This is a genomic window from Pararhizobium sp. LjRoot238, from assembly GCF_964252955.1.
Taxonomy (GTDB): Bacteria; Pseudomonadota; Alphaproteobacteria; order Rhizobiales; family Rhizobiaceae; genus Pararhizobium.
Map to the genome: position 1 here is coordinate 2069604 of NZ_CAXUPP020000001.1, position 12261 is coordinate 2081864.

Genomic DNA, 12261 nt, shown 5'->3' on the forward strand with positions numbered 1-12261 from the left:
TTGTAGGCGCCTTACTATTTTAGAAAAGTAAGAATATCGGCGGGATATGCGATGGGACATCATGCGACAATTACGTCAAAAGGCCAGATGACAGTACCAAAGGCCGTTCGGGAAGCGCTCAATATTAAGCCCGGCGACAAATGCTATGTTTGGGTTCGCGATGGAGAAATGATCGTTATTCCTCGCAACAAGAGCCTTGCCGATTTGGCTGGCATACTTGGTGAGCCACCTTATGGAGCAGGTGCGACGATTGACGACTTGTCCAAGGCGGCCATGGATGGCGCCACGGAACATGTGATGCGTTCCATTCGGCAGGCAGACCCAGATTGATGGCGCGTATAGGTGTGGACACCAACATTCTGGTTCGCCTGTTTGTGAAGGACGACGCCGAACAATCTGCGTCTGTTGCGCGCCTGGTCAGAGCCCTTGAAGAGGAAGACGTATTTTTCATCAATATTGTTGTCCTGATTGAAACGCTATGGACGTTGCGCAGACAATACGGCTATCGGAAATCGCAACTCCTCGCTTTGGTCCAAGCGCTCCTGGAGCGCGGCGACCTCGAAATCGACCAATATGAAATCGTCGGGAACGCGATCAATCTTTCGAGACTTTTGGGTGCGGACATATCCGATGCGCTGATCGGTGAATTGAACCGGCTCTCCGGCTGCGACCGCACTCTCACTTTTGATGCCAAAGCTGCCAAAACTGTCCCCGGAATGGAACTCCTCGAATGACCGATGCCGCACGTCTGATCACACCGGAAAAGCGGGGCGAGGACCTCGATACGACGCTGCGGCCGCAGTCGCTGGACGAGTTTACCGGCCAGGCAGAAGCGCGTGCCAATCTGAAGGTGTTCATCGAGGCGGCGAAGAACCGCGGCGAGGCGTTGGACCACGTGCTGTTCGTCGGTCCGCCCGGCCTCGGCAAGACGACGCTGGCGCAGATCATGGCCAAGGAGCTTGGCGTCAATTTCCGCTCGACCTCGGGTCCTGTGATTGCCAAGGCGGGCGATCTCGCGGCTTTGCTGACCAATCTCGAAGACCGCGATGTGCTGTTCATCGATGAAATCCACCGGCTCAACCCGGCTGTCGAGGAAATTCTCTATCCGGCGATGGAGGACTTTCAGCTCGACCTGATCATCGGCGAAGGGCCAGCGGCGCGTTCGGTGAAGATCGACCTGTCGAAGTTCACGCTGGTTGCCGCCACCACCCGACTCGGTCTCCTGACGACGCCGTTGCGCGATCGTTTCGGCATTCCGGTGCGGCTCAGTTTTTATACCGTGGAAGAACTGGAATCGATCGTCCGGCGCGGTGCCCGGTTGATGGGGCTTGGCATCACCGACGACGGTGCCCGCGAAATCGCCCGCCGTTCGCGCGGCACGCCGCGTATTGCCGGCAGGCTGTTGCGCCGGGTGCGGGATTTCGCCGAGGTGGCGAGGGCGGAAGCCGTGACGAAGCAGATCGCCGACGAGGCGCTGACCCGGCTGCTGGTCGACAATATGGGCCTCGACCAGTTGGACAAGCGCTATTTGACGATGATCGCGCTCAATTTCGGCGGTGGTCCCGTCGGCATCGAGACGATCGCGGCCGGGCTTTCCGAACCGCGCGATGCGATCGAGGACATCATCGAGCCCTATATGATTCAGCAGGGTTTTATCCAGCGCACGCCGCGCGGCCGCGTTTTGACCGCAAATGCATGGAAACACCTTGGGCTGCAGGTGCCGAAGGATCTGGAGGCGACCCAGTTCCGCCTGTTTCAAGAGGACGATTGAGTGATCACGCGGCGGGGCGTTCTGGTGACATTTGCGGGGCTGATGCTGAGCGGCATGGCGACCGGCGCCTATGCCGTCGGGATAGAGCCGGCGCGGCAGCCGCGGGTAAAGCGGTATAGTCTCGTTCCGAACAATTGGCCGGCCGGATTGAAATTGAGGCTGGTGGTGCTGGCAGACATCCATGCCTGCACACCCTGGATGTCTCCGCAGCGGATTGGCGGCATCTGCGAACAGGCCAATGCGCTCGGCGGTGACATGGTCCTGCTTTTGGGAGACTATCTGTCCGGCATGCGGATAAAGACGGGTCGGGTTGCGCCGGAAGACTGGGCTCGCGAGCTTGCGCGCCTCTCGGCTCCACTCGGGGTCCATGCGGTGATGGGCAATCATGATTGGCTGGATGATACGGAGGCCATGGTCGCCGGGAAGGGCCCTACGCTTGTCCACGCCGCGCTCGCATCGATCAACGTGCCCGTCTACGACAATCGCGCGGTGCGTTTCGAGAAGGATGGCCGTTCGTTCTGGCTCGCCGGGCTTGCGGACCAGATCGGGCCGTGGCCGGGGCTGGATGACCTGCCCGCAACTATGGCGCAGATCAGCGGGGAGGCGCCGGTCATCCTGATGGCGCACGAGCCGGATGTTTTTCCGACGGTGCCGGACCGGGTGTCGCTGACCCTTTCGGGGCACACGCATGGCGGACAAATCCGTGTCTTTGGCTATTCTCCCGTCGTCCCATCACGCTTCCACAATCGCTATGCCTATGGCCATATCGTCGAGGATAACCGCAACCTGATCGTTTCCGGCGGACTCGGCACGTCGATCCTGCCCTTTCGTCTCGGTTCGCCGCCGGAAATCGTCGTGGTAGACCTCGGCTGAAGCCGAACGCGCACCACCGCGCCGCCCAAGCCGTTCAATGTTCGGATTGCCGTGCGCGACTTCGGGGCGATCGTTTGCCGGCCCGCCGCGCCTTGATCTTACGAAGCCAGCTGTTCAACCGTCCTCCGCAGCAGATCCATGCCGCCCGGCTTCCAGCCCAGCGCGCCGATCTTGCAGGCTCCCATCCGATTGTAGGTATCGCGATCGGCGGCTTCCGGCAGCGGATGCGGACAGTGGGTCACCCGTTGAAGGATCGAGAGAATTTCGTGGTTGCCGGTCAGGATATCCGACACGTTGAACGTCCCGCCATTGATCCGCACCGCGTCGACCTCCAGCATCAGCCGGACGGCCTTGGCGACATCTTCGCCATGCACTTCGGTCCCGATGCGGGGGGAAACGGCCTTTCCCGACAAGTAGTCCTCGAAAAGAGAAGCCCATTTGTGTTTTCGACCTGGGCCTGCGGGACCGTAGATTCCCGTAGCCCGCAGGCTGGCGGTGATGAAGCCATGGCCGCAAAGCGAAAGCAGGCTGCGCTCGGCCTGCAGCTTGACTTCGCCGTACAGTGTGTCCGGCTTGCAGTGCATATCTTCCGTGAGCAGCACGCCCGGCGCTTGCGGGCCGTAGGCAGCGCGGCTTGACAGGAAGACGCAGCGGCAAACGCCGGCGTCGCGCGCGGTTTCGAACAGCCGCACGCTTCCGTCCAGATTTGCACGGCGGAACCCGTCGGGATCGTCGCCTTCGCCGCCGCGATATTTGCCCGGCAGGTGATCGAAGGCGGCGTGGACGAAATAGTAGATGTTGTCGAAGGCCTCCATCTGGTCGGTATCGGGATCGAGGATCAGGGGAACAAACGGAACGTCCGTCGAAAAGAAGCCCGGTTCGGGCGCGGTGCGGCCGCCGACAGTGACCTTGTACCCGCCCGCCAGCAGGTGTTCGACGATGAAGCGGCCGGCATAGCCGGTGCCGCCGGAAACGAGAACGCGGGTCATGAGCTTCCTGAATTCAGTCCGGGTTTTGCAGGCCCGGATTTGGCAGATTGGCAATCTCCGGGATGTTTTCCCCGCTGAAGAAAGCATGCCAGAGATCGATCAGCGGTCGCAGCCTTTCTTCTTTCGGATGATCCTTTTCCCAAGGTTTTTCATACTGATAGTGCAGCACGCCGATCGATGCCCAGTCCCACAGCGCCGGCATGTTGAACCAGATATATTGCAGCATGTTCATCGTGACGGGCAGGCCGTGCCAGTCCGGGAAGAAACTCTGCAGAAAGGTCTGGTCGGTGCGTGGCCAGAAGGCATCGGGCGCATCCAACCGCGTCAACATGGCCTCGAAAGTCCGGAGTGAAGGTTTGGCGACGAAAACGCCGGAGTTCAGCCTGTGAAAATCGGCAAGGCTCTCATAGACGTTGGGTGCTGCGGAAAATTCGGGATAGGCGAAATAGCGGTCGATGTTCTTCAGAACCAGCGCATCGGCATCGATGAAGATGCAGCGGTCGTATTCTGTCAGCTGCCAGAGCCGCAGCTTGCAGAAATTGTCGAGCGGCGAGTGGAAATCGGGCTTGCGGCCTTTGGTAAAAGGGGCGGCGCCATGTAAGTTTCTGCGCGCATGACGTTCGTTGAAGGCGTCCGACAGCGGCAAGAGGTCGGTGCCGACAAGGCGGCAGCCGAGATCGGCAAGCGGGACGAGCCGATCTGGTTCCACGCCACCGGTGTGAAGGACGACGATATCGGCGCCGGTCGCCGTCAAGCGTATGGAGCGGGCAAGCGCGGTCGCTCCCATGGCGTAGTCGGCGTTCGTCACGAGCGTGACGAACGCATTGCGCGATCCGGCAGGACCGGAAGGTGTGATGCCTTCTGAAACCAGACCGGATTGCGTCATGAAACCGATTTCAGCCTCCGGCCTTCCGGATCGTGATTGATCTTGGTGGCAATGTCCTTGGTCCAGGCCGAAACGGCCGGCACGCGACTGCGGTCGACGCGGTAGGCGTATTTCCTGCCGACATCGACGATTTCCGCAAGCAGGCCATCCTGAAGCGTGGTCGGATCGAGACCGAGCTCCCGGAACTTCTCGTTGCGCACGACGAGATCGTTTTCGGCGGCTTCCTTGCGCGGATTAGGCAGCCAGACGATTTCCGAGCCGCTGAGGCCGGCGATCATTTCGGCCAGGTCGCGGATCCGGTGGGTCTCGGTCATCTGGTTGAAGATTTCGACGCGGGCGCCACGCTGGGGCGGGTTCATCAAAGCGAGTTCGATGCAGCGCACCGAATCCTGGATATGGATGAAGGCGCGGGTCTGGCCGCCGGTGCCGTGCACCGTCAGCGGATAGCCGATGGCGGCCTGGATGAGGAAACGGTTGAGCACGGTGCCGTAGTCGCCGTCATAGTCGAAGCGATTGATCAGTTGCTCGTGACGGCGGGTCTGCTCGGTGTGCGTGCCCCAGACGATGCCCTGATGCAGGTCGGTAATCCGCATGCCGTCGTTCTTGGCGTAGAACTGGAACAGCAGCTGATCGAGGCACTTGGTCATGTGATAAATCGAGCCGGGATTGGCCGGATAGAGGATTTCCTGGGCGACGGTGCGGCCGTCCTGCGTCTCGATACCAACCGGTAGGTAACCTTCCGGGATTGCGGCACCGACGGTCGAATAGCCATAGACGCCCATGGTGCCGAGATGAACGAGATGCGCGTCGAGGCCGATCTCGACCAAGGCGTTCAAGAGGTTATGCGTGGCATTGACGTTGTTGTTGACCGTGTAGTTCTTGTGCCGGTCGCTCTTCATCGAATAGGGGGCTGCGCGCTGCTCGGCGAAGTGGATGATGGCATCGGGCCGATTTTCGGCGAGCCAGTTCTTGAGAAGCTCGTAATCGCGGGCGAGATCGATCAGGTGAAAATGGATGCGGCGGCCGGTTTCTGCGTGCCAGATGCGTGTCCGCTCCTGAATGGAATCCATCGGGGTGAGAGACTGGACCCCGAGTTCGGTGTCGATCCAGCGCCGCGAGAGATTGTCGAGAATGTGAATGTCATGCCCGGCATCGGACAAATGCAGGGCCGTCGGCCAGCCGACGAAGCCATCACCGCCAAGGACAGCAATTTTCATGCAGGGAATCTCCTTCACGTGGAAAATATGTGACGGTGATAGGGATGGAATGTGACAGGACGACAATGCTTGCCAAACGGCGTTTGTTCCGCCACAGGAAAAAGAAAACTTCCGAGGTTGTGAATGACGTTGATCGCGCTTTCCGGCGAACTGACAGATCACGGGCACCGACTGGTGCAGCGGGTCTATTACGAGGACACGGATTTCTCCGGCGTCGTCTATCACGCCCGCTACCTGCATTTCATGGAGCGAGCCCGCACTGACTATTTGCGGCTGCTCGGCGTCGAGCAGGCAACGATGGCGCTTGACGGGGATACGGAAGGTCTCGTTTTTGTCGTCCATCGCATGGAGATCGATTTCAAGACGTCGGCGCGCATGGACGACATCTTGACGATCACCACGACGACGGAAAAGGCGGGCGGTGCCAAAATGGTGCTCCAACAGGAAATCCGCCGCGAGGGCACGTTGCTGATCGCCGCCAAGGTGATCATCGCGGTGATCAACGGGCAGGGACGGCCGCGACGGCTGCCGGAAGCGCTGGGCAAGAAGTTTTTGGGGCAGGGCTGATCAGCTCTCAGCACCCGCCGCTTTCAGCATCGCCCTGGTCAGGCTCTGTTTCCAATCCTTTGCCTCGTAATGCACGGGCTTGCCGGAAGGTTCGTGGCGTGGCGGGGGGTGGAATGTTCCCGGAGCGAACTCGTCTCTGCTTTCGCCCATCGCGATTGCAGTGCAACAAGGTAATACTCTCTTAACCATAATGATGTCTTAATGCCCATATTAGGGTTTTGTGCAGTGCACGTCATCCTTTCACCAAGATTGAAGGCAAGAAGGCAGACAGGAAGCTTAAAGATCGGCATGAGGCCGGTTATCGGCAGCTGCCGGGTCAATCTTGCAACAATGACGTTTGAGCTACCTGGCTGTGAGCATGAGACTGCTCTTGCCGGGCGTTTGGATTCGGGGATTTGAGACTATGGAACAGGTTGGATTGGCTGCGGCGACGACGGACGTGACGCTGTGGTCGCTTTTCATGGAAGCGGGCTTCGTCGTCAAGCTGGTGATGCTGGGGCTGATTGGCGCCTCCGTCTGGACCTGGGCGATCGTCGTCGACAAGACACTGAAATACGGCAAGGTTCGCCGTCAGCTGGACGCCTTCGAACAGGTGTTCTGGTCCGGCCAGTCGCTTGAGGAGCTTTACCGGACGCTGTCCGACCGGCAGACCTCCGGCATGGGTGCGATCTTCGTCTCTGCGATGCGCGAGTGGAAGAAATCCTTCGAACGCGGCGCCCGCTCGCCGATCGGTCTCCAGATGCGTATCGACCGGGCAATGGACGTCACTCTTTCGCGTGAATCCGAAACGCTCGAGGCGCGGCTCGGTTCGCTTGCCACCATCGGCTCGGCCGGTCCGTTCGTCGGGCTGTTCGGGACGGTCGTCGGTATCATGACCTCGTTCCAGGCGATCGCCGGTTCGAAGTCCACCAACCTCGCGGTCGTGGCACCCGGTATCGCCGAAGCGCTTTTGGCGACGGCAATCGGCCTTCTTGCCGCTATCCCGGCGGTTATCGCCTATAACAAGTTCTCCGCCGATGCCGGCAAGATCACCTCCCGCATGGAAGGCTTTGCCGACGAGTTCTCGGCCATCCTTTCGCGCCAGATCGACGAGAAGCTGCAGCAGCCGCGCCAGGCCGCGCAGTAACCGGTACCGAGAGACGGAGTATTTGCTATGGGTATGGCAGTAGGCGGATCGAAGGGCTCGGGCGGCGGACGCCGCCGTCGCGGTCGCGGCAAGGCCATCATGAGCGAAATCAACGTGACGCCCTTCGTGGACGTGATGCTGGTGCTCCTGATCATCTTCATGGTCGCGGCCCCGATGATGACGGTCGGCGTGCCGATCGACCTGCCGGAAACGCAGGCAAAGGCGCTCAATTCCGAAACGCAGCCGATCACTATCTCCGTCAAGAGTGACGGTCAGGTCTTCCTGCAGGAAACGCCGATCCCGGTCGAGGAAGTCGCCGCCAAGCTCGAGGCGATCGCCACGACCGGCTACAGCGAGCGCATTTTCGTGCGCGGCGATGCGACGTCGCCCTACGGCGTGATCGCCGACGTCATGTCCCGCATCCAGGAGGCCGGCTTCAAGAACATCGGCCTCGTCACTCAACCGAAGAAGGACCAGTAGAGCGCTGCGATGAAGACAAGTCTCATCACATCCGCTGTGCTGCACGGCCTGGTGCTGACCTGGGCGCTGGTGTCGCTCGGCAGTCCGGAAAAGTTCGAAGTGTCCAATCTGGAGTCGATGCCGGTCGATATCGTTCCGATCGAAGAGCTTACCCAGCTTCAGCAGGGCGACAAGGAAGCGCCGAAAGGGGAAACGCCCTCGGCGGTCCCCACCAAGAAGCCGACGGAAGTCAAGGATGCCGAGAACATTGGTGAGAATGATGTCGACCTAAAGACGCCGCCTAAACCGGAATCGAAGCCGATCGAAAAAGAATCGACAGGCGCCATCAAGGCAGAAGAAAAGCCCGTTCCCACCCCTGAGCCTGTCAAAGAAGACAGCCCCGAGGTCACCGAAGAGAAGCCTGCTTCCGAGCCCGCGACCGAAGTCGCTTCGTTGCCTGAACCGAAGCAGGAAGTGAAGCCCGATCCGAAGCCGGAAGAGCAGCCGGCCGAGGAGCAGCCCGCTGAAAATCCGGAAGCCGAGGCGCTGCCGGACAAGATCCCGACGCCAGTCATGAAGCCGAAGGTCGAGCAGCAGGCGCAGACGGCCAAGACGCCTGATCGCAAGAACGAAGAAAACAAGAAAGAAAAGAAGAAGTCGTCGACGGCAAAGGAATCCGATTTCAACGCCGATGAGGTGGCTGCTCTTCTCAACAAGACGGATTCGTCCGGTGGCGGTGCGAAGCGCGCCAAGGATCCGGCAGCTGCCGGTGCAAAGAAGACGACGGGCAACACCATGTCGCAAAGCGAGATGGACGCCCTGAGAGGCAAGATCGAAGGCAACTGGTCGATTATCGCAGGTACGGCCGGTGCAGAAGGTCTGACGATCAGGGTTTCGATGCAGCTTGACAGAAGCGGCGAACTCGTCGGCAGGCCAGAAGTCGTTGCCTCCGGCGGAACGGAATCCGCGCGCCGTACCTTCGAGGGCAGCGTCCTGCGCGCGATCATGAAATCGGCTCCCTTCACCGATTTGCCTGCCGACAAATACGATTCCTGGAGCGACGTCGTCGTCAATTTCGATCCGAGCGCAATGCTCTAAAAACAACACACGAATGAATGGCTGAGAGGCTTCTATAACCATGCTGAAACGAAACCCCTTCCGTTTTCTCGTCGCGATCGCGGCGATGGTCACACTTTTGACCTCGCCGGCTCACGCGCTGGTGGAAATCAACATCAACAAGGGCAATGTCGAGCCCTTGCCGATCGCCGTCACCGATTTCCTGCAGGGTGAACTGGGGCAGAAGATTTCCGATGTGGTGGCAGCCGACCTCAAGCGTTCCGGCCTGTTTGCGCCGATCGACAAGGGTGCCTTCATCGAGAAGATCACCAATCCGGACGCGGCACCCCGCTTCGAGGACTGGAAGGTCATCAATGCGCAGGCGCTCGTCACCGGCCGTGTGACCCAGGAAGGCGATGGCCGCCTGAAGGCCGAGTTCCGCCTGTGGGACAGTTTTGCCGGCCAGCAGATGACGGGCCAGCAGTTCTTCACCCAGCCGGAAAACTGGCGCCGCGTCGCCCATATCATTGCTGACGCGATCTATGAGCAGATCACCGGTGAAAAGGGCTATTTCGATACGCGTATCGTCTATGTCGCCGAAAGCGGTCCGAAGACGGCGCGCAAGCGTCAGCTGGCGATCATGGACCAGGACGGCTTCAACGCTCGGGCGGTCACCAATTCCAACGATATCGTGCTGACGCCGCGCTTCTCGCCGAACAAGCAGGAAATCACCTATATGTCCTTCGAGGGCAATGAGCCGCGCGTCTATCTGCTGCAGCTCGAGACCGGACAGCGCGAAGTCGTCGGCAATTTCCCCGGCATGACCTTTGCGCCGCGCTTCTCGCCGGATGGCCAGCGGGTCATCATGAGCCTGCAGCAGGAAGGCAATGCCAACATCTACACGATGGACCTGCGTTCGCGCACGACGACCCGCCTGACCTCGACGGCCGCGATCGACACATCTCCGTCCTATTCGCCTGATGGCAGCCAGATCGTCTTCGAAAGCGATCGCGGCGGCCGCCAGCAGCTTTACGTCATGGGCGCCTCGGGCGGCGGGCAGAACCGCATCTCCTTCGGCGACGGTTCCTATTCGACCCCGGTCTGGTCGCCGCGCGGCGATCTGATCGCCTTCACCAAGCAGTCGGGCGGCAAGTTCTCGATCGGCGTGATGAAGCCGGACGGTTCGGGCGAACGCATCCTGACGACGGGCTTCCACAATGAGGGCCCGACCTGGGCGCCGAACGGCCGCGTCCTGATGTTCTTCCGTCAGAATGCCGGTGCCGGCGGCCCGCAACTCTACTCGATCGACCTGACCGGCTACAACGAGCAGCTGATCTCCACCCAGGGGTTTGCATCCGATCCGGCCTGGTCGCCGCTACTCGAATAGCGTTGCTGCGATGCGGCAGGAAAGTGGCGCACCGCCGCTTTCTCGCCGCAAAGGGCTGATCTAGCAAGCCTTCGTTCGTATTTTGACACTCTGTTAACCATACCTGTTGAAAGTCGATTAACCGCTTCCGGTTACAGTCTGGCAACCCTGAATTTAGACATCCAAGGAGACCGGCCCATGAGCCGCATTCACGCCAAGGCCGAAGGCCGCATGCAAACCATCGCTCGCAATCCGGTCATGGTTGCCCTCGTCATGACGCTCGCCATTGCCGGCTGCGCCTCGAAGAAGAACCTGCCGAACAGCGCTGGCGAACTCGGCCTGAACGCAGCGACGCCCGGCTCGACGCAGGACTTCACGGTCAATGTCGGCGACCGCATCTTCTTCGATACGGACTCCACCTCGATCCGTGCCGATGCGCAGGCAACGCTCGACAAGCAGGCTCAGTGGCTGGCCAAGTACCCGAACTATGCGATCACGGTCGAAGGTCACGCCGACGAACGCGGCACCCGCGAATACAACCTTGCCCTCGGCGCACGCCGCGCTGCTGCAACCCGCGACTACCTCGCTTCGCGCGGTATCCCGGCCGGCAAGATGAAGACGATCTCCTACGGCAAGGAAAAGCCGGTCGCCGTCTGCGACGACATTTCCTGCTGGTCGCAGAACCGCCGCGCCGTCACGGTTCTCGGTGGCGCCGGCATGTAATTGCCGCACATCGGAAAAAGCTTGTGGAAGGGCGGTCTTAGGGCCGTCCTTTCTTTTTCGTCACACTTTCACCGAACTCCGTTGCTTTTTGAGGCCAATTGGAAAACTGTGCGGCAATCACCCGAGGGCCGATTTGCACCGGCTGCGGGCGAGAGTGGAATATTCAAACGGGACACATGACATGAAACATTTTGTCGTGGCGGGATTGATCGGCCTGACCGCCTTTGCGGGCTTTGGCCAGACAGTCACCGCCATGCCGCTTTCCGCGCTGTTTAACCGCGCAATTCACGGCGAGACCCAGTCGCCGGACAAGGCGCCGCTGCTGAAGGTCCAGTCGAGCGAGATCGGACGCATCGGGCAGCTCGAGGAACAGATCCGCTCGCTCAACGGGCGTATCGAGGAAATGAGCTTCCAGCTCCTGCAGATGCAGGAACAGATCCGCAAGTTCCAGGAAGACAACGAGTTCCGTTTCCAGGACCTGGAAAGCGGCAAGTCGGACTCTACCAAGAAGAGCCAGGCGGAAACGCCGCAGACAAACGACACTGCATCCACCGGCGTGCCGGCAACGGATGATCAGACAGCGGCAACCGATCCCAACGCAAGTTTGGGATCGGACACGGGCGCAAGCGGCAACACCGGAGCACCACCGGCAACGCTCGGCGAGATCGTGTTCGATGAAAACGGCAATCCCGTCGCGGCAAATCGAAACACGACCAGTCTCGAAGCGACGCTTCCAGGTGTCGATCAGGGCATCAACCAGACCCCGGACAGCCAGCAGCAGACGGCGGCGCTCGACAATCCCGGCGATCTCTACCAGTCCGCCTACGGGCATGTCCTGACCGGCGATTACGGTCAGGCCGAAAACGAATTCCGCGACTATCTGGATGTCTTTCCGAACGGCGAAAAAGCCGCCGATGCCAGCTTCTGGATGGGTGAAGCGCAATATTCTCAGGGCAAGTTCAACGACGCGGCCAAGACTTTCCTCAATGCGCACCAGACCTACGGCAAGTCGCCGAAGGCGCCGGAAATGCTCTTGAAGCTCGGCATGTCGCTCGCAGCCCTCGACAACAAAGACACGGCCTGTGCGACGCTGCGCGAGGTCAACAAGCGCTATCCCAAGGCTTCCGCCGCGGTGAAGGCCAAGGTTACCAGCGAACAGAGCCGCCTTGCCTGCTGAGGCAGATCGCGCTGCGCCGCACGCCGTCGTCGAGGCGGCGAAACAATTTCT

General features: G+C 60.4%; 14 protein-coding genes. 11 read left to right on the plus strand and 3 right to left on the minus strand.

All coding sequences use genetic code 11. The features are described 5' to 3' along the window. Positions 1-51 precede the first annotated feature (51 nt). From ACSQ3F_RS10150 to ACSQ3F_RS10165, 4 genes are read left to right on the plus strand one after another with little or no spacing between them, the layout of a single operon-like run. Positions 52-330: an AbrB/MazE/SpoVT family DNA-binding domain-containing protein gene (locus ACSQ3F_RS10150; RefSeq protein WP_436100102.1), complete on the plus strand. Its 279-nt coding sequence runs from the start codon at positions 52-54 to the stop codon at positions 328-330. After that, on the plus strand, positions 330-734 hold the full coding sequence (locus tag ACSQ3F_RS10155) for a PIN domain-containing protein (RefSeq protein WP_436100103.1): 405 nt from the start codon (positions 330-332) through the stop codon (positions 732-734). The genes ACSQ3F_RS10150 and ACSQ3F_RS10155 overlap by 1 nt, the downstream gene beginning before the upstream one ends. Beyond that, positions 731-1771, plus strand: coding sequence for a Holliday junction branch migration DNA helicase RuvB (gene ruvB / locus ACSQ3F_RS10160; RefSeq protein ID WP_436100104.1), 1041 nt, complete (start codon positions 731-733; stop codon positions 1769-1771). The genes ACSQ3F_RS10155 and ruvB overlap by 4 nt, the downstream gene beginning before the upstream one ends. Further along, the gene (locus ACSQ3F_RS10165) at positions 1772-2644 is read left to right on the plus strand and encodes a metallophosphoesterase (RefSeq protein ID WP_436100105.1); all 873 of its coding nucleotides are present in this window, start codon (positions 1772-1774) and stop codon (positions 2642-2644) included. 98 nt (positions 2645-2742) lie between these two features. Here the strand turns inward: ACSQ3F_RS10165 and ACSQ3F_RS10170 are convergent, their stop codons facing one another. The 3 genes from ACSQ3F_RS10170 to ACSQ3F_RS10180 are packed head-to-tail and all read right to left on the minus strand — an operon-like array spanning position 2743 to position 5736. Continuing rightward, the gene (locus ACSQ3F_RS10170; RefSeq protein ID WP_436100106.1) at positions 2743-3633 is read right to left on the minus strand and encodes an NAD-dependent epimerase/dehydratase family protein; all 891 of its coding nucleotides are present in this window, start codon (positions 3631-3633) and stop codon (positions 2743-2745) included. Positions 3634-3646: 13 nt separating this feature from the next. Further along, positions 3647-4519: a glycosyltransferase gene (locus tag ACSQ3F_RS10175; protein ID WP_436100107.1), complete on the minus strand. Its 873-nt coding sequence runs from the start codon at positions 4517-4519 to the stop codon at positions 3647-3649. Next, on the minus strand, positions 4516-5736 hold the full coding sequence (locus ACSQ3F_RS10180) for an NAD-dependent epimerase/dehydratase family protein (RefSeq protein WP_436100108.1): 1221 nt from the start codon (positions 5734-5736) through the stop codon (positions 4516-4518). The genes ACSQ3F_RS10175 and ACSQ3F_RS10180 overlap by 4 nt, the downstream gene beginning before the upstream one ends. A 123-nt stretch (positions 5737-5859) precedes the next feature. Here ACSQ3F_RS10180 and ybgC point away from each other — a divergent pair, with 123 nt between their 5' ends. The 7 genes from ybgC (at position 5860) to ybgF (ending at position 12210) form a co-directional block, all read left to right on the plus strand. Continuing rightward, positions 5860-6303, plus strand: a complete 444-nt coding sequence (ybgC, locus tag ACSQ3F_RS10185; RefSeq protein ID WP_436100109.1) for a tol-pal system-associated acyl-CoA thioesterase — start codon at positions 5860-5862, stop codon at positions 6301-6303. 403 nt (positions 6304-6706) lie between these two features. Further along, positions 6707-7429, plus strand: coding sequence for a protein TolQ (gene tolQ / locus ACSQ3F_RS10190; protein WP_113004377.1), 723 nt, complete (start codon positions 6707-6709; stop codon positions 7427-7429). Between the two features lie 27 nt (positions 7430-7456). Continuing rightward, the gene (gene tolR, locus ACSQ3F_RS10195; protein WP_018327843.1) at positions 7457-7909 is read left to right on the plus strand and encodes a protein TolR; all 453 of its coding nucleotides are present in this window, start codon (positions 7457-7459) and stop codon (positions 7907-7909) included. A 9-nt stretch (positions 7910-7918) separates the two neighbouring features. Further along, positions 7919-8986 carry a hypothetical protein gene (locus ACSQ3F_RS10200; protein ID WP_436100110.1) on the plus strand — a complete coding sequence of 356 codons (1068 nt, stop codon included), beginning with the start codon at positions 7919-7921 and terminating at the stop codon, positions 8984-8986. A gap of 34 nt (positions 8987-9020) precedes the next feature. Next, positions 9021-10331 (plus strand): Tol-Pal system beta propeller repeat protein TolB, encoded by a 1311-nt coding sequence (gene tolB, locus ACSQ3F_RS10205; RefSeq protein WP_436102099.1) that lies wholly within the window; start codon positions 9021-9023, stop codon positions 10329-10331. A 177-nt stretch (positions 10332-10508) separates the two neighbouring features. Beyond that, positions 10509-11033, plus strand: a complete 525-nt coding sequence (pal, locus tag ACSQ3F_RS10210) for a peptidoglycan-associated lipoprotein Pal (protein ID WP_436100111.1) — start codon at positions 10509-10511, stop codon at positions 11031-11033. Positions 11034-11214: 181 nt separating this feature from the next. Then, a complete protein-coding gene (gene ybgF, locus ACSQ3F_RS10215; protein ID WP_436100112.1) occupies positions 11215-12210 on the plus strand; it encodes a tol-pal system protein YbgF in 996 nt (331 codons plus the stop codon). The last annotated feature ends 51 nt before the right edge of the window (positions 12211-12261 follow it).

Bases quoted from the DNA above. Each gene is read 5' to 3' on its own strand.
- ACSQ3F_RS10150 (WP_436100102.1), top strand. From the start codon at position 52: ATGGGACATCATGCGACAATTACGTCAAAAGGCCAGATGACAGTACCA.
- ACSQ3F_RS10155 (WP_436100103.1), top strand. From the start codon at position 330: ATGGCGCGTATAGGTGTGGACACCAACATTCTGGTTCGCCTGTTTGTG.
- ruvB (WP_436100104.1), top strand. From the start codon at position 731: ATGACCGATGCCGCACGTCTGATCACACCGGAAAAGCGGGGCGAGGAC.
- ACSQ3F_RS10170 (WP_436100106.1), bottom strand. From the start codon at position 3,633: ATGACCCGCGTTCTCGTTTCCGGCGGCACCGGCTATGCCGGCCGCTTC.
- ACSQ3F_RS10175 (WP_436100107.1), bottom strand. From the start codon at position 4,519: ATGACGCAATCCGGTCTGGTTTCAGAAGGCATCACACCTTCCGGTCCT.
- ACSQ3F_RS10180 (WP_436100108.1), bottom strand. From the start codon at position 5,736: ATGAAAATTGCTGTCCTTGGCGGTGATGGCTTCGTCGGCTGGCCGACG.
- ybgC (WP_436100109.1), top strand. From the start codon at position 5,860: ATGACGTTGATCGCGCTTTCCGGCGAACTGACAGATCACGGGCACCGA.
- tolQ (WP_113004377.1), top strand. From the start codon at position 6,707: ATGGAACAGGTTGGATTGGCTGCGGCGACGACGGACGTGACGCTGTGG.
- tolR (WP_018327843.1), top strand. From the start codon at position 7,457: ATGGGTATGGCAGTAGGCGGATCGAAGGGCTCGGGCGGCGGACGCCGC.
- ACSQ3F_RS10200 (WP_436100110.1), top strand. From the start codon at position 7,919: ATGAAGACAAGTCTCATCACATCCGCTGTGCTGCACGGCCTGGTGCTG.
- pal (WP_436100111.1), top strand. From the start codon at position 10,509: ATGAGCCGCATTCACGCCAAGGCCGAAGGCCGCATGCAAACCATCGCT.
- ybgF (WP_436100112.1), top strand. From the start codon at position 11,215: ATGAAACATTTTGTCGTGGCGGGATTGATCGGCCTGACCGCCTTTGCG.